A 16,002-nucleotide genomic window follows, 5' to 3' on the forward strand; every position below is an offset into this window, starting at 1 on the left:
CCCGGCGTCGAGGCCCCGGCGCCGCGCCGTGCTCAGCCGACACCGACCGGGTGCTTGGTGACCTCCGGGACACGCATGGTCACCAGTTCCTCGGCTGCCGTCGGATGGACCGCGACGGTGCGGTCGAAATCGGCTTTGGTGGCGCCCATGGTGACGGCGATGCCCACGGCCTGGATCACCTCTCCGGCGTCGTGGCCGAAGATGTGGACGCCCACCACCCGATCGGTGGCGCAATCGACGATCACCTTCATGAGGATCCGCTCCTCGCGACCGGAGAGCGTCGCCTTCATCGGGCGGAATCGCGCCTTGTAGACGTCGATCTTGCCGTAGATCTCACGGGCGGCGGCCTCCGTGTGGCCGACGACGCCGATTTCGGGGGTGGAGAAAACCGCGGTGGGGATCAGGCGGTGATCGACGCAGGACGGCCTGCCGCCGAAGACCGTGTCGGCGAAGGCGTGGCCCTCGCGGATCGCCACGGGGGTGAGATTGGCGCGGTTGGTGACGTCGCCCACCGCGTAGATCGACGGAACCTTCGTCTGCGAATAGGCATCCACCGGGATCGCCCCGGCGGCGTCGACCTCGATGCCGATCCGGTCGAGGCCCAGCCCGGCCACATTCGGACGTCGTCCGGTGGCGACGAGGACGTGATCGGCGAGAATCGCGCTCCCGTCGTTGAGTCGGGCGCAGAGCCCGTCCTCCCGATGCTCGATGCCTGCCAGGGTCTGGCCGAGCCGCAGGTCCATGCGCCGTCCGTAGGCCTCCGCGAGGGCGTCGCGGACCTCGTCATCGAAGCCGCGCAGCAGCCGGTCGCCCCGGTGCAGCAGGGTCGTCCGGCTGCCGAGCGCCGCGAACACGCCGGCGAACTCCACCGCGATGTAGCCGCCGCCGATCACCAGAATGCGCTGGGGAAGGCTCTCCAGCTCGAACACCTCGTTTGAGGTGATCGCCAGATCGATGCCCGGCACCGCGGGCTCCTTGAGGGGATGGGCGCCGACGGCGATGAGGATTCGCTCCGCCCGCACCGTCCGGTCCGATCCGGTGAGACGCACGGTGTGCGGATCCTCGATGACGGCCCGTTCCGGCACGATCTCGACGCCGGCCCGGATCAGGTTCGCGTCATAGATCCCTTCGAGTCGCGTCACCTCGGCGTCGCGGCGGCTCTTGAGAACGCCCCAGTCGAAGCGCGGCTTCTCGACGGTCCAGCCGAAGCCAGCGGCGTCCTCGAACTCGTCGGCGAATCGCCCGGCATAGACCATCAGCTTCTTCGGGACGCAGCCGCGTATCACGCAGGTGCCGCCGACCCGATACTCCTCCGCGAGCATGACCCGCGCGCCGTAACCTGCCGCGATCCGTGCCGCGCGGACGCCACCCGAGCCGCCGCCGATGACGAAGAGGTCGACGTCGAAATCGCTCATGCGGGACCGTCCATCTCGGGTCGCGTATCGGCGCGGGGCCGGGACGCCTCGCGCATCCACGACATGGCAGCGCCGAGCCCCGCCGTCCACCACGCGGCCCAGCCATTGTGCTCCACGAAGGCGATCACCGCCGCGCAGGCGACGAGGCCAAGCGCGACGGACCGGTCCGGCAGCGGCATCGAGCCGATTCGTGTCAGCATCAGCATCAGCGTGAGCGCAGCGAGGAACGCCCCCGGCAATCCCAGTTCGGCCCAGACCTGCAGGAAGCTGTTGTGGGGATGGCCGACACCGAGAAGGACCCGCATCTCGGGGTCCAGACCCTGCGCCACCGGTGTGTCCGCAAAGCGTGCGCTCGTGCCGTAGCCCGCCCCGCGCCAGGGGTCGGCCGCCACGGCCGCCCCGAAGCTGCGCGCGATGGCGACGCGCGCCCGGGAGGAGGATTGGACGAGATGCGCGTGGGCCGCCTCCGGCATGAACCGGGCGAGGAGGTCGCCTTCGACGGGGGCCAACGCGATCGCGAGGCCGAGACCGAGGGCGGCGAGACCGATGCCGATGGGCCGCGGGAGCAGCCGGGCGACGCCGAACATCGCGACACCTGCGAGAAGGCCGAGCTGGGCGGCGCCGCTGATGGAGCGCAGTACGCCGAGCGCCGCGAAGGCCAGCACAGCCGCCGCGAGGCCTCGGGCTTGGACGCGCCACAGGACCAGAGCGAGCGGCCCGGCCACGAGATCGAGGGTCAGGGCCGGCCGGTTGTGCACGAAGGCGGCGACCCGCCGTCCCAGCACCAGCTCCAGGGCGAGATCGGAGGCGAGATCCACCGCGATCAGACCGCCGGCCAGCACAATCGCGATCGCCCCGAGGCGCGGCGCAAAGGCCGGGATCCGGCCCGGCGCCAAAATGGCGAGGAGGTAGGACGCGGCGAGGGTCGGCAGGAACTCACCGAGCATCCGGAGAGACGAGCCCGGGAACGGGCTCCAGGCGAGCGAGATGAGGCTCCAGCCCAGGAAGGCGAGCGCCGCTCCTCCGAAGGGACTCGCGAGCGGCGCCAGAAGACGGCCGCGCAGGCCGGCGGGATCCTCGATAAGGCGACCCACCAGGAAGGCGAATGCCGCGAGCCCGACCAGAGCCGGGCTCGAGCGATTGGCGAACACCATCGCCAGCGGCATGCTGGCGAGGAGTCCTCCGCCCGCCGCGTAGAGGCGACCGGCCGCACTCATGCAGCCGCGCTCATGAGGCCTGCCGTCACGCCGATCCGCTCTGAGGAGCGGGGCACTTTCACTGCATCTGATGTCCGCGCTTTCCCATCTCGGCGCGCACCCGGACCATGACGTATTCCGACACGTCCTGGGTCCAGTCCTGCATCTCCTGCACCATCTCATCGAGGAGTTGCGGCTGCGCCTCGACGTAGTGCTTGCCGGCGGGTGACCGGAAGAAGGTCGCGATCTCCTTCAGCTCCGCTTCCGAGAATTTCCTCGCGTAGCTGCGCGCCGCGATGTCGATCATGCGCTGCTTCTGCAGCTCCATCTCCGGCTGCAGAGAGGCCAGGACCTCGTCGAGATCCTTGGCGAGTTCGGGCCGCGTGACCGTCTGCTTGCGGATCTGATCGGCGAAAGCGGGCAGGACGGAGTCGAAGGAGCGGGCGATGCCAGAGCTGAGCATCACCTCACGGGCCAACGCGAGATGGCTGGGCGTGAAGGTCTCCGTGGCAGTGTTGGCGGCCGGGGTGCTCGGCTGCGCCGACGGTTGGGCCAGCGCGGGCTTGTTCGCCTGAGCGGAGGCAGCCTGAGGGAGCGCCAGAAGCGCGAGGCCGAGCGCGGCGGTGAAGCGTCGGGACATGCTGGACTTTCTTGCGAGGATTGCCTGCAGGGAGGGGGGCGCCTCAGGCGAGGCTGCCGAGAACGGTGATCTCGGCCTGTCCATCCCGCGCGGCAGCCAGGATCGCGGCATCGGCGATGCCGAGAAACAGGCCGTGCTCCACGACGCCGGGGACCGCCCAGAGTGCGGCCCCGAGGGTCTCGGGATCGGGAATGGCGCCGAGATGGGCGTCGAGAATATGATGACCGCCGTCGGTCACCAGGGGCTTGCCATCCGCCTGGCAGCGCAGCCGGACGGCGCCGGTGCAGCCGGCACCCGCCACCGCCGCTTCCACGGCCCGTCGCGTGGCCGTCAGGCCGAAGGGATTCACCTCGATCGGCAGGGGAAAGGTGCCGAGCCGGCCCACGCGCTTGGCGGCGTCGGCGATGACCACCATTCGGCGGCTCGCGAAGGCGACGATCTTCTCCCGCAGCAGCGCCGCGCCGCCGCCCTTGATCAGGCGCAGCTGCTCGTCGACCTCGTCGGCCCCGTCGATCGTGAGATCGAGTTCCGGCTGCTCGTCGAGGGTGGCGAGGCGGATGCCGAGGCCCTGGGCCTGCGCCCGAGTCGCTTCCGAGGTCGGAACGCCGACGATGTCGAGTCCGCCGCGGACCCGCTCGCCGAGGAGCGCCACGAAAGCGGCCGCCGTGGAACCGGTGCCGAGGCCGAGCCGCATGCCGGGCTCGACCAGATCGAGGGCGCGCGTTGCGGCGGCCCGGCGGAGGTCCGGCCCGCTCACCGCGGCAGTGCCCGGTCGACGGGGTGGATCGGGATGTCGCGCGTCATGGGCAGCCGGTCTTTCCGCGGGAGTCGGCCGGCCCCTAGCACGTGACAGCGCGGACCGGAACGCCCGCGCCGGCAATGCCGCGTCACGGGCGGGCGCCCTGTGTCGGCGTGGCGCTGGCCCCGGCCCGCCCGGGCGCCGGCCCGGTCAGCGGCGCATCGGACGCGCCCTCGGAGCCGGGCTTGGCCTGTTGCGTGCAGACAACCTGCTCCTTCTTCACCAGGACGAAGCAGATGCTCATCTCGCCGGTCCGGTAGTTCACCCGGAAGACGCCGGCCTCGCGGGTATGGCGGCTCGCCACCAGCCCGTATTCCGATGGGGCCTGAGCCCCGGCGCCCTCGCCCGGCCCGAAACAGACCGTCTGGCCAATTCCGCCACCGGATTCCTGCAGACCGTACTGGCAAGAGGTGACCTCGCCGGTCACCTTGTCGACCCGGTACATCCGGTTCAGGTCAGTCTGGGGCGCGGGTACGAACTCGAACGAGGTCGCCGCCGCCGGCAGCGAATAGAGAGCCGCGCAGGCGGCCAGGAAGGGCAGAGACGGTTTCATCGCGGATCCCGGGGGCTGGTGAAGGCTGCCTTTCGCTAAGCTTTCGGGCGAGTCTGGGGCGTTCGACCGGTCCGGTCACGCATGGTCGGCACGCCGCCGGCCAGCTTGCTCCCGCCTCTGCACCCCGGTAGCGAGGCCCCAGCCACCAGGAGCCCATCGAGAATGTCCGCCGAACCGACGACCCAGCCGCCGATCGCCGTGTTCGACCTCGACGGGACGCTCGCCGAGACCGCTGGCGACCTCATCGGCACGCTCAACGTGCTTCTGCGGCGCGAGGGCCTGACCGAACTGCCGCTGTCCCAGGCGCGCGGGCTGATCGGAGCAGGCGCGAAGGCCCTGATCCGGCGCGGCTTCGAGGCGGAAGGGCGGACCCTCTCGCCTCAGGACCACGACCGCCTCTTCGCGGATTTCATCGCCCATTACGGCGACCATCTCGCCGATACCTCCCACCTCTATCCGGGCTTGGTCGAGGCCCTGGACCTTCTCGAGGAGACGGGCTTCCGCCTCGCGGTCTGCACCAACAAGTACGAGGGCCAGTCCGTCGAGCTGCTGCGCATCCTGGGGATCGGGCATCGCTTCGCGGCGATCTGCGGCCGGGATACCTTCCCGCACTTCAAGCCCGACCCGCGCCACCTGACCGGCACCATCGCGCGCGCGGGCGGCGACCCGGCCCGCGCCGTGATGGTCGGTGATTCCCGGACCGATATCGACACCGCCAAGGCCGCCGGTATCCCGGTCGTGGCCGTGACCTTCGGCTACACCGATGTGCCGGTGACCGATCTCGGGCCGGACCGGGTGATCGAGCACTTCTCGCAGCTCGTCGAGGCGGTCGGCACTCTGGTCCCGGTGGAGGCGCTCTGATCCGTCAGCGGAGCCACGCCCGGAGCCGCGCCACGGCTTCGCGGCACTCGGCCTCCGAGCCCGCGAACGAGAACCGGACGTGGTGGCTTCCGAGTTCCGGATCGAAATCGAGGCCCGGCGTTGCCGCCACGTGCGCCTCGTCGAGCATCCGCCGGCAGAAGGCGGAAGCGTCATTGGTGAGGTTCGCCACGTCGGCATAGAGGTAGAAGGCGCCGTCGGCCGGGTGCACGCGGCCGAGCCCGAGGCCGGGCAGCGCGTCGAGCAGGATCGCCCGGTTGCGCGCGTAGCCGTCGCGCACGGCGTCCAGGTCCTCGGTGGCGTCGAAGGCCGCCAGCGCGCCGACCTGCGACAGGTAGGGCGCCGAGATGTAGAGATTCTGCGCGAGCCGCTCGATCGGCCGGACCAGCGCCTGCGGCACGACCATCCAGCCGACGCGCCAGCCGGTCATGCAGTGGTATTTCGAGAACGAGTTGATCACCACCGCGTCCGAATCGAAGCGCAGGGCCGTGACGGTGGGAATGCCGTAGCTGAGGCCATGGTAGATCTCGTCGGAGATGAGCGGGAGGCCCAGGGCGCGCGCTGCTGCGCAGAGGTCGCGCAGGGCGGGCTCCGTGATGACCGTACCGGATGGGTTTGCCGGGCTCATCACAAGCGCGCCCGCGACCGGTTCCCGGGCATGGGTCGCGCGCAGGAGGGCGGCGGTGGGGGCGAAGCGGTCCTCCTCGCGCAGCACCATCGGAGCGGGCACGAGATCCAGCGCGGCCAGGATGCTGCGATAGGCCGGGTAGCCGGGCTGCGGCACCGCGACCCGGGCGCCGGCATCGAACAGACTCATGAAGGCGAGGATGAAGCCGGCCGACGAGCCGGTGGTGATCACCACCCGCTCCGGGCTGACCGGGACGCCGTGGCGCTCGGCGTAGTCGCGGGCGATACGCTCGCGCAGGGCCGGCAGGCCGAGCGCCTCGGTATACGGCACACGGCCCGACGCGAGGGCGTTTTGTGCGGCCGCGATCACCGCGCGGGGCGCGGGTGCCGACGGTTGGCCGACCTCCATCCGCACCACGTCGTCGCCCGCGCGGGCCTTGGCGGCCGCGGCGGCCATGACATCCATGGCGAGGAAGGGCTGGACGGCGGCGGCCCGGCGGGAGATCGGGGTCATGCGGTCCTTCGAAGCGTTGAAAGCGGCCGGTGGGCCGACGCACGGGGGTAGACCCTGGCGGCTCAAGCCTCAACCGGGCGCCGCCTCGAGCGACCGGCGGTCGCGGCCGATTCGCGGGGCCGGCTTGGGATTTGACCGGACGCCGCGAAAACGCCTAACCCAATGCCTAACGCTCCCGACACGTGCGGCCCGGGCCGCCGCGCAAGCGAGGATCCATGCCTTTCATCCGTCCCCTGCCCGCGCTGGCTCTGGCGCTCGGCCTCTTCGCCGGTCCGGCTCTCGCGCAGACCTCGGCACCGGCCGCTCAACCCTTCACGGACGCGCAGCGCGCCGGCATCGAGGCGATCGTCAAGGAGTACCTGATCAAGCACCCGGAGGTGCTCCAGGAGGCGCTGGCCGAGGCCGAGAAGCAGCAGGCGGAGACCCAGCGTCTCGCCCAGGCCGCCGCCCTGAAGGAGGCGCGCGAGGCGCTCATCAACGGGCCCCACGACGTGGTCGCCGGGAACCCCTCGGGTGACGTCACGATGGTCGAGTTCTTCGACTACAATTGCGGCTACTGCCGCAAGGCGCTCGGGGATGTGCAGGCGTTGATCAAGTCCGATCCGAAGCTGCGCGTGGTCATCAAGGACTTTCCCGTGCTGGGTCCGGAATCGCTTGAGGCCAGTCAGGTCGCCATCGCGGTGCGCCAGCAGCTCAAGGGCGACAAGCTGTTCGAGTTCCACCAGAAGCTTCTGGAGTCGAAGGGCCGCGTGAACGGCGCCCGGGCGATCCAGGTTGCCAAGGATCTGGGCGTCGACACGACCAAGCTGCAGAAGGACATGGCCGCCCCCGAGGTGAAGGCCGCGCTCAGCGAGAACCGGGGTCTCGGCGACCGCCTCGGCCTGTCGGGCACCCCGGCCTTCATCATCGGGGACGAGGTCATTCCGGGCGCGGTCGGCATCGAGCCGATGCGCAAGACCATCGCCGACGTGCGCCAGTGCGGGCACGCCTCCTGCTGAGCGGGACGGGCTGAGGCGTTGAACGCGACCGGAGGCGAACCGCGCGGCCTTGTCGCGCCGGGCCGCCTTCGTCTAAGAGCCGCCAGCCGCAGGGGCGCGGTCGAGATCCAGCGCCGAAGCCGGATGGACGGACCGAAGCGCCGCGAGACGAAGTAGGCCGGATGCCAAAGAACGATGCCATCGATCCCGAGCTCGTGCGCGAGCTCGCCATCCTCGTCACCGAGACCGGCCTGTCCGAGATCGAGGTCGAGAAGGGCGACCTGCGCATCCGCGTCGCGCGGCGACTCGAACCCGTGAACGTTCAGGTCGCGGCCCCGGCCCCGATTGCGGCCGTTGCGGCGCCTCCCGCGGCCGCACCCGCAGCCGCGCCGGTCGCGGCGGCCGAGCCGGCCCGCTCCCATCCCGGGGCCGTGCCCTCGCCGATGGTCGGCACCGCTTATCTGCGCCCCTCGCCCGAGGCCAAGACTTTCATCGATGTCGGATCGAAGGTCGAGATCGGCGACAAGCTGCTCCTCATCGAGGCGATGAAGACCTTCAACGAGATCGTGGCGCCCCGCGCCGGTACGGTCAGCGCCATATTCGTCGAGGATGGCCAGCCGGTCGAGTTCGGCGAGGCTCTGCTCGTCATCAGCTAGGACATGCGTCGGGCCGCGCGCCCGTCCATCCTGGAAGACGCCGCATAACGAGAGGATAGAGCATCCTGCGCGGTCCGGGATCGCCAGGATGCCCTAACGGGTCCGATGTTCGACAAGATCCTGATCGCGAATCGCGGTGAGATTGCCCTGCGCATCCTGCGGGCGGCGAAGGAGCTCGGGATCGCCACCGTGGCGGTCCACTCCACCGCGGATGCGGATGCCATGCACGTGCGGCTGGCCGACGAGAGCGTCTGCATCGGACCGCCTTCCGCCCGCGACAGCTATCTCAACATTCCCTCGATCATCGCCGCCTGCGAGATCACCGGGGCGGATGCCGTGCATCCCGGCTACGGCTTCCTGTCGGAGAATGCCCGCTTCGCCGAGGTGCTGGCGCACCATCAGATCGGCTTCATCGGTCCCAAGGCGCAGCATATCCGCACCATGGGTGACAAGATCGAGGCTAAGCGCACCGCGCTCAAGCTCGGCATTCCCTGCGTGCCGGGCTCGGAGGGCGGCGTCGAGGATCCCCACGAGGCCAAGCGCGTGGCTGCCGAGATCGGCTACCCGGTCTTGGTCAAGGCGGCCGCCGGCGGCGGCGGGCGCGGCATGAAGGTCGCGCGGTCGGAGGCCGAGCTGGAGCAGGCGATCGGTATGGCTCGCTCCGAGGCCAAGGCCGCTTTCGGCGACGACGCGGTCTATCTGGAGAAGTACCTCGAGAAGCCCCGGCACATCGAAGTCCAGGTGCTGGGCGATGGCCGCGGCGGTGCAGTGCACCTTGCCGAGCGCGACTGCTCACTCCAGCGCCGTCACCAGAAGGTCTGGGAGGAAGGCGGCTCGCCGGCGCTCAACGAGTCGATGCGCGCCGAGATCGGCGGCGTCTGCGCGAACGCCATGAAGGAGCTCGGCTACCTCGGCGCCGGTACCATCGAGTTCCTGTACGAGGATGGGCGGTTCTACTTCATCGAGATGAACACCCGCATACAGGTCGAGCATCCGGTCACCGAGATGATCACCGGGATCGATCTCGTGATCGAGCAGATCCAGGTCGCCTCTGGCGGCCCGCTCTCCGTCTCGCAATCGGACATCAAGGTCGAGGGCCACGCGATCGAGTGCCGGATCAATGCCGAGCACCCGGAGACCTTCCGTCCATCGCCGGGCGAGATTACGCACTATCATACTCCGGGCGGCCTCGGTGTCCGGGTCGATTCGGCGGCCTTCCAGGGCTACCGGATCCCGCCCCACTACGATTCGCTCATCGGCAAGCTGATCGTACACGGCCGCACCCGCAACGAGTGCCTGATGCGCCTGCGCCGAGCCCTGGACGAGTTCGTCATCGACGGCATCGACACGACGCTGCCGCTGTTCCGGACCCTGGTCCGCAATCCCGACGTGCAGAACGGCCTTTACGACATCCACTGGCTGGAGCATTTCCTGGAAGCCGGCGGCATGAAGGCCTGAGCACGGCTGGCCGACAACGCGGGAATCGCGCTGCGTGGCCTCTGGCCTTCGGTCGGGCCGCGCGCGACATTAAGGCCATGCACGATTCCAGCCGCGTGGACATCACCCCCGAGATCCTGCTGAAGGCCTACGCGGCCGGCATCTTCCCGATGGCCGAGGACGCGCACGATCCGACCCTCTACTGGGTCGAGCCCCGGGCGCGCGGCGTGCTGCCGCTGAACGCCTTCCGGGTACCGCGGCGCCTCGCCCGGACGGTGCGGTCCGATCTGTTCGAGGTCCGGTGCGACACGGATTTCGACGGGGTAATCGCGGGATGCGCGGCCCCGCGTCGGGACAGCGAGCGGACATGGATCAACGGGCGCATTCGCGAACTCTACGGCGCGCTCTACGAACTCGGGCACGTCCACACGGTTGAGGTCTATGCCGGCGATGAGAGGCGGCTCGTGGGCGGCCTGTACGGGGTCTCTCTCGGAGCCGCCTTCTTCGGAGAGAGCATGTTCCACGAGGTGCGCGACGCCTCGAAGGTCGCCCTCGTCCACCTGATGGGGCGCCTGCGGGCCGGGCATTATCGTCTTGCCGACACGCAGTTCGTGACCGAGCACCTGGCACAGTTCGGCGCGGAGGAGCTGCCACGGCACGTGTACAAGCGCCGGCTCGCCGAGGCCCTCGACCAGACGGCGACTTGGAACGTCTGGCCCTGCGACGGTTCTGTCCCGGGCGCGCGCGTCCTTGAAGCGCTGGGCGCGGGCGACGGGACTTAGAGCCTCAGCGGAACAGGGCGTCGAACAGGTTCTGCGGCTGATGCGGCGGCGGAGGCGGCGCGGCCGCCGGACCCTCGTTCGAGGGGAAGAACTTGCGTGAGGGCTTCTGACGGGGCTGCACCGGCACGCCGCGCGGCGCCTCGACGTCCACCTGACCGGCCGCGTTGATCTGCTGCGCCGTCTTGGTGGCATCCTTGCCGGGCCGCTTGGGCTTCTCGGGCTTGGCCGCCACCGCCGGGACGTCCTCCTGTTCCTTCGCTTCGGCGATGACGTCGCTGCCGCCCTTACAATCGACCAGCCACACGTCGTAGATCGGGTGCTCGATCGCGTGCAGGCCCGGGCTCGCCGCGAACATCCAGCCGGTGAAGATGCGGCGGTACTTGTTGTCGAGGGTCACCTCGTCGACTTCGAGGAAGGCCGTGGTCTTGGCGGTCTCGGTCGGCGGGCGCGTGTAGCAGACCCGCGGGGTGAGCTGCAGCGCGCCGAACTGGACGGTCTCGTCCACCGCCACTTCGAAGGACACGATTCGTCCGGTGATCTTGTCGAGGCCCGAGAAGACGGCCGTCGGGTTCTTGATCTTGTCGGCCGCGGCCGGGCCGGCGCAGAGTACGAGCGCGAGGCCCGGGACGAGCGCGCGACGTGCGAGGGCTGTGATGCGGCTCAAGGCTCGGACCCCTAGACGAGGGAGGCCGGTCGCGCCATCAGATGCGCGGCGGACGGTCGGGATTGCCCGCCATGAACACCGCAACGGTGGCGGCAAAAGGGCGCCAGACGGGCTCGGAGCCGGCCGGGCTATTCGCCCGGCGTCCAGGACACGTAATCGCCGGTCGCCGCCGGCCGCGATCCCCAGGAGAGCTGGGACCCCTGCGGGCGGTACGCGTTCGGCGTGCCGGTCTGATTCTCCATATACGGCTTCTGCCACGCCCGCGGCCTGTAGTCTTCCTCGCTCGGGGCGACGTCGAAGTTGTGGCTGAGCCAGCCGCGCCAGCCCGGCGGCACCTTTGAGGCATCAGCGTAGCCGTTATAGACCACCCAGCGCCGTTCCGACCCGACCGAGCGGTCGATCAGCGGCCCTTCCGCCTTGTAGTACTTGTTGCCGAACTCGTCCTCGCCGACGAAGATGCCGGTTCGCGCGGTTTGGAGCGCGACGGAGACGGTCTGGCCGTTCCACCACGTGAAGACGCGCAGCAAAGTGTCCTTCAGCGCCATCGCCGGTCCCGGGTCGTGTCGCGCCGCCGAGGCGCTTCTCGGCGCCGTTATGGTGACCGCGCGCGCGCGAGTCCAGCGTCCTGACCGAAGTGTCGCTGCGCGGCAACGCTCAGGCCCCTCCGCCAGCCCCGTGGCTGGCTGCCCGGAATCGCCGACCTTTCGTCCTGTGAATCTAAAATTTTCCCGTTCCGAATCCGGAAAGCCGGAACGACACTTATCGGGGCCTGCGCTGATATCCACAGGCTTTTGCGAGCCGGCACAACATCTAGCGTGGAACCGAGTCGTCGCACACCACTTGTTGACGAGAGAGCGGAGGGAGCGGTAATCTCCCTGCATCGGTCGCGCCCTTTGGAGTGGTGCGTTTCGGCAGGGTCGACCGTTCCACGCATTCGTTCGCGAACCCGACGCGCGTCTGTCCATCTGGCGCGGCCGGGAGCGAATCCCATCATCGGGCACAGACCCCGCGTCTCGCGGGGCCGGGACCGTCGTGTCCCGTCGGGAGAGGTGTGTTTCATGCGGTTCGAGCGTCGCTACACCACGGCCGGACAATCGCCCTACGCCGGCATTCCGTTCCGCAAGGCGCTCAGCGAGATCCGCAATCCCGACGGGTCGGTGGTGTTCCGCCTCGACGGCATCGACGTGCCGGAGAGCTGGAGCCAGGTGGCGAGCGACGTGCTCGCGCAGAAGTACTTCCGAAAGGCGGGCGTCCCGGCCCGGCTCCGCAAGGTCGAGGAGAATGCAGTTCCCTCCTTCCTGTGGCGCTCGGTTCCCGATGAGGCGGCCCTGGCGGAGCTCCCCGAGGAGGAGCGCTTCGTTTCCGAATGCTCCGCCACACAGGTCTTCGACCGGCTGGCCGGCTGCTGGACCTACTGGGGGTGGAAGGGCGGCTACTTCTCCTCGGAGGAGGACGCCTCGGCCTTCATGGACGAGCTGCGCTTCATGCTGGCCCGCCAGATGGTGGCGCCGAACTCGCCACAATGGTTCAACACCGGCCTCCACTGGGCCTACGGGATCGATGGCCCGAGCCAGGGGCACTATTACTGCGACCCGCAGACCGGCGCGCTGACCAAGTCCGCCTCGGCCTACGAGCATCCGCAGCCGCATGCCTGCTTCATCCAGTCGGTCCAGGACGACCTCGTGAACGAGGGCGGCATCATGGACCTGTGGGTGCGTGAGGCGCGCCTGTTCAAGTACGGCTCGGGCACCGGCTCGAACTTCTCAATGCTGCGCGCCGAGAACGAGAAGCTCGGCGGCGGCGGCAAGTCGTCGGGTCTGATGAGCTTCCTCAAGATCGGCGACCGGGCGGCCGGCGCGATCAAGTCGGGCGGTACCACGCGGCGCGCCGCGAAGATGGTGATCGTCGACATTGACCACCCGGATATCGAGGCCTTCATCGACTGGAAGGTCAAGGAGGAGCAGAAGGTCGCCGCCCTGGTGACCGGCTCGAAGGTCGTCTCGAAGCACCTGAACCTTGTGATGAAGGCCTGCACCCAGTGTGAGGCCGAGGGTGACGCCTGCTTCGATCCGGAGCGCAACCCGGCGCTCAAGCGCGAGATCAAGGCGGCCCGCCGCGCCTCGGTGCCGGATGCCTACATCAAGCGCGTCGTGCAGTTCGCCCGCCAGGGCTTCACCAAGATCGAGTTCCCCGTCTACGACACCGACTGGGATTCCGAGGCCTACCTCACGGTTTCGGGCCAGAATTCCAACAACTCGGTCTCGCTGACCGACGACTTCCTGCGCGCTGTCGAGGCGGATGCCGACTGGAACCTCACGGCCCGCACCACCGGCAAGGTCACGAAGACCCTGAAGGCACGGGACCTCTGGGAGCGGATCGGCGAGGCGGCCTGGGCCTCGGCGGATCCCGGCCTGCACTTCAACACGACGATGAACGATTGGCACACCTGTCCGGCCGGCGGGCGGATCCGGGCCTCGAACCCGTGCTCCGAGTACATGTTCCTCGACGACACTGCCTGCAATCTCGCCTCGGCGAACCTGCTGACGCTGTACGATCGGCAGACGAAGCGCTTCGACGTGGAGGCGTTCGAGCATCTCAACCGCCTCTGGACGGTGGTGCTCGAGATCTCCGTGATGATGGCGCAGTTCCCCTCGAAGGAGATCGCGGAACTCTCCTACCGCTACCGGACGCTCGGCCTCGGCTACGCCAATATCGGCGGCCTGCTGATGACGATGGGCCTACCCTACGATTCGGATGCGGGCCGGGCGCTCGCCGGCGCGCTCACCGCGATCATGACCGGCGTGGCCTACGCCACCTCGGCCGAGATGGCCGCCGAACTCGGGACCTTCCCGGCCTACGAGGAGAACGCCGACGCGATGCTGCGGGTGATCCGCAACCATCGCCGGGCCGCCCACGGTGAGACCGAGGGCTACGAGTTCCTGAACGTCGCGCCGGTCGCCCTCGACCACGCCAACATCCCGCAGGCGGATCTGGGTGACCACGCCCGCGCCGCCTGGGACCGGGCGCTCCAGCTCGGCGAGGAGCACGGCTACCGCAACGCGCAGGCCACCGTGATCGCGCCCACCGGCACGATCGGCCTCGTGATGGATTGCGACACCACCGGCATCGAGCCCGACTTCGCCCTGGTGAAGTTCAAGAAGCTCGCCGGCGGTGGCTACTTCAAGATTATCAACCAGGCCGCTCCGGACGCCCTGCGGGCGCTCGGCTACCGTGAATCCGAGATCGCTGAGATCGAGGCCTACGCGGTCGGCCACGGCTCCATGGGGCAGGCGCCGGGCATCAACCCGACGACGCTGCGCGCCAAGGGTTTTACCGACGAGAAGATCGCCGCGGTGGAGAAGGGCCTGAAATCGGCCTTCGACATCAAGTTCGTGTTCAACCGCTGGACGCTGGGCGACGACTTCCTCACGCAGACCCTCAAGGTCCCGGCCGAGAAGCTGTCGGACCCGACCTTCGAGCTGCTGCCGTTCCTCGGCTTCTCCAAGAAGGAGATCGAGGCCGCCAACACCCATATCTGCGGGGCGATGACGCTGGAGGGCGCGCCGGGCCTGAAGCTCGAGCACTACCCGGTCTTCGACTGCGCCAACCCGTGCGGCCGGATCGGCAAGCGCTACCTGTCGGTCGAGAGCCACATCCGCATGATGGCGGCGGCGCAGCCCTTCATCTCGGGGGCGATCTCCAAGACCATCAACATGCCGAACGACGCCACGGTGGAGGATTGCAAGGCGGCCTATCTGCTGTCCTGGCGACTCGCCCTGAAGGCGAACGCCCTCTACCGCGACGGCTCGAAGCTGTCGCAGCCGCTCAACGCCGCCCTCATCTCGGACGAGGACGATGAGGCGGATGAGGGAATCGAGGCCCTGATCCAGGCCCCGGCCGCCGCCAAGGCCGCCGCCGCCGCGGAGAAGATCGTCGAGCGGGTGATCGAGCGCGTCGAGCGGATCCGCTCCCGCGAGAAGCTGCCGGCCCGCCGCAAGGGCTACACCCAGAAGGCGGTGGTGGGCGGCCACAAGGTCTACCTGCGCACCGGCGAGTACGATGACGGCCGCCTCGGCGAGATTTTCATCGACATGCACAAGGAGGGCGCGACCTTCCGGAGCCTGATGAACAACTTCGCCATCGCGATCTCGCTCGGGCTCCAGTACGGCGTGCCGCTGGAGGAATATGTGGAGGCCTTCACCTTCACGCGGTTCGAGCCAGCGGGCTTCGTGCAAGGCAACGACGCGATCAAGAACGCGACCTCGCTCCTAGACTACGTGTTCCGCGAGCTGGCGGTCTCGTATCTCGGCCGCGCCGACCTCGCCCATGTCAGCCCCGCCGAGATCGGCGGCACGGTGATCGGCGGCGGCGAGAGCGGCGACACGACCCGCGAGGGCCCGAAGCCGGCTCCCGCATCGTCGATCGTCTCCCGCGGCCTGCTCCGCGGCTCGGCCGACCGGCTGACCCTGATCCAGGGCGGTCCGGCCGGCGGCAGCCTCGGCGTCGGTGCGGCGAGCGCCGGCCAGTCGTCGCCTGCCGGCGGCACGGTCCACGCGATCCGCGGCAGCGCGGCGCTGAAGGCGGAGCCGGCGGCGGCCGAGCAGGTTGAGACGATCGCCGAGACCCTCCCCTTCGCCAAGGCGGAGCGGAGCGTCGCCGACCGCCGCGCCGAGGCGAAGATGAAGGGCTATGTCGGCGAGGCCTGCCCGGAATGCGCGAATTTCACGCTGGTCCGCAACGGCACCTGCCTGAAGTGCGATACTTGCGGGAGCACCACCGGCTGCTCATGAGCCGGGTATCCGGTCGCGGCGTTGTAGCGAGTGTGGGCCGAACCATAGAATCGGCCCACCGAACTGAAGTCTG

Annotated in this window: 14 protein-coding genes; 6 read left to right on the top strand and 8 right to left on the bottom strand. The window is 69.2% G+C overall.

Features of this window, described 5'->3' with window-relative positions; translation table 11 throughout:
* Window positions 1-32: 32 nt before the first annotated feature.
* The 5 genes from gor to ACYCO6_RS22925 all read right to left on the bottom strand — a co-directional run bounded on the left by gor (window position 33) and on the right by ACYCO6_RS22925 (window position 4,603).
* Window positions 33-1,415: a glutathione-disulfide reductase gene (gor, locus tag ACYCO6_RS22905; RefSeq protein ID WP_459763589.1), complete on the bottom strand. Its 1,383-nt coding sequence runs from the start codon at window positions 1,413-1,415 to the stop codon at window positions 33-35.
* Entirely contained in the window at window positions 1,412-2,632 is a 1,221-nt protein-coding gene (locus ACYCO6_RS22910; RefSeq protein WP_459763591.1) for an O-antigen ligase family protein, read from the bottom strand. Before ACYCO6_RS22910 ends, gor begins: the two co-directional genes overlap by 4 nt.
* A gap of 58 nt (window positions 2,633-2,690) precedes the next feature.
* Window positions 2,691-3,251 carry a DUF2059 domain-containing protein gene (locus tag ACYCO6_RS22915; protein ID WP_459763593.1) on the bottom strand — a complete coding sequence of 187 codons (561 nt, stop codon included), beginning with the start codon at window positions 3,249-3,251 and terminating at the stop codon, window positions 2,691-2,693.
* A 43-nt stretch (window positions 3,252-3,294) separates the two neighbouring features.
* Window positions 3,295-4,008, bottom strand: coding sequence for a ribose-5-phosphate isomerase RpiA (rpiA, locus tag ACYCO6_RS22920; RefSeq protein ID WP_459763595.1), 714 nt, complete (start codon window positions 4,006-4,008; stop codon window positions 3,295-3,297).
* Between the two features lie 130 nt (window positions 4,009-4,138).
* Window positions 4,139-4,603 carry a hypothetical protein gene (locus ACYCO6_RS22925; RefSeq protein WP_459763597.1) on the bottom strand — a complete coding sequence of 155 codons (465 nt, stop codon included), beginning with the start codon at window positions 4,601-4,603 and terminating at the stop codon, window positions 4,139-4,141.
* Window positions 4,604-4,765: 162 nt separating this feature from the next.
* On the opposite strand from ACYCO6_RS22925, the gene ACYCO6_RS22930 reads away from it, so the two are divergent.
* Complete coding sequence (locus ACYCO6_RS22930; RefSeq protein WP_459763599.1) at window positions 4,766-5,464, top strand: HAD-IA family hydrolase; 699 nt, start codon at window positions 4,766-4,768, stop codon at window positions 5,462-5,464.
* A 4-nt stretch (window positions 5,465-5,468) separates the two neighbouring features.
* Here the strand turns inward: ACYCO6_RS22930 and ACYCO6_RS22935 are convergent, their stop codons facing one another.
* Window positions 5,469-6,623, bottom strand: coding sequence for a pyridoxal phosphate-dependent aminotransferase (locus ACYCO6_RS22935; protein ID WP_459763601.1), 1,155 nt, complete (start codon window positions 6,621-6,623; stop codon window positions 5,469-5,471).
* A gap of 215 nt (window positions 6,624-6,838) precedes the next feature.
* Here ACYCO6_RS22935 and ACYCO6_RS22940 point away from each other — a divergent pair, with 215 nt between their 5' ends.
* From ACYCO6_RS22940 to aat, 4 genes are all read left to right on the top strand, one after another.
* Window positions 6,839-7,621 carry a DsbA family protein gene (locus ACYCO6_RS22940; protein WP_459763603.1) on the top strand — a complete coding sequence of 261 codons (783 nt, stop codon included), beginning with the start codon at window positions 6,839-6,841 and terminating at the stop codon, window positions 7,619-7,621.
* Between the two features lie 161 nt (window positions 7,622-7,782).
* Window positions 7,783-8,256: an acetyl-CoA carboxylase biotin carboxyl carrier protein gene (gene accB, locus ACYCO6_RS22945; protein WP_459763605.1), complete on the top strand. Its 474-nt coding sequence runs from the start codon at window positions 7,783-7,785 to the stop codon at window positions 8,254-8,256.
* Between the two features lie 105 nt (window positions 8,257-8,361).
* Complete coding sequence (gene accC, locus ACYCO6_RS22950) at window positions 8,362-9,714, top strand: acetyl-CoA carboxylase biotin carboxylase subunit (protein WP_459763607.1); 1,353 nt, start codon at window positions 8,362-8,364, stop codon at window positions 9,712-9,714.
* Between the two features lie 77 nt (window positions 9,715-9,791).
* On the top strand, window positions 9,792-10,475 hold the full coding sequence (gene aat, locus ACYCO6_RS22955; protein ID WP_459763609.1) for a leucyl/phenylalanyl-tRNA--protein transferase: 684 nt from the start codon (window positions 9,792-9,794) through the stop codon (window positions 10,473-10,475).
* 4 nt (window positions 10,476-10,479) lie between these two features.
* On the opposite strand, the gene ACYCO6_RS22960 is transcribed toward aat, so the two are convergent.
* Entirely contained in the window at window positions 10,480-11,139 is a 660-nt protein-coding gene (locus ACYCO6_RS22960) for a DUF2155 domain-containing protein (RefSeq protein ID WP_459763611.1), read from the bottom strand.
* Window positions 11,140-11,267: 128 nt separating this feature from the next.
* The gene (locus ACYCO6_RS22965) at window positions 11,268-11,684 is read right to left on the bottom strand and encodes an NADH:ubiquinone oxidoreductase subunit NDUFA12 (RefSeq protein WP_459763613.1); all 417 of its coding nucleotides are present in this window, start codon (window positions 11,682-11,684) and stop codon (window positions 11,268-11,270) included.
* 513 nt (window positions 11,685-12,197) lie between these two features.
* On the opposite strand from ACYCO6_RS22965, the gene ACYCO6_RS22970 reads away from it, so the two are divergent.
* The gene (locus tag ACYCO6_RS22970) at window positions 12,198-15,929 is read left to right on the top strand and encodes a vitamin B12-dependent ribonucleotide reductase (RefSeq protein WP_459763615.1); all 3,732 of its coding nucleotides are present in this window, start codon (window positions 12,198-12,200) and stop codon (window positions 15,927-15,929) included.
* Window positions 15,930-16,002 lie beyond the last annotated feature (73 nt).

It is taken from the genome of Methylobacterium sp. CM6257, assembly GCF_054611515.1.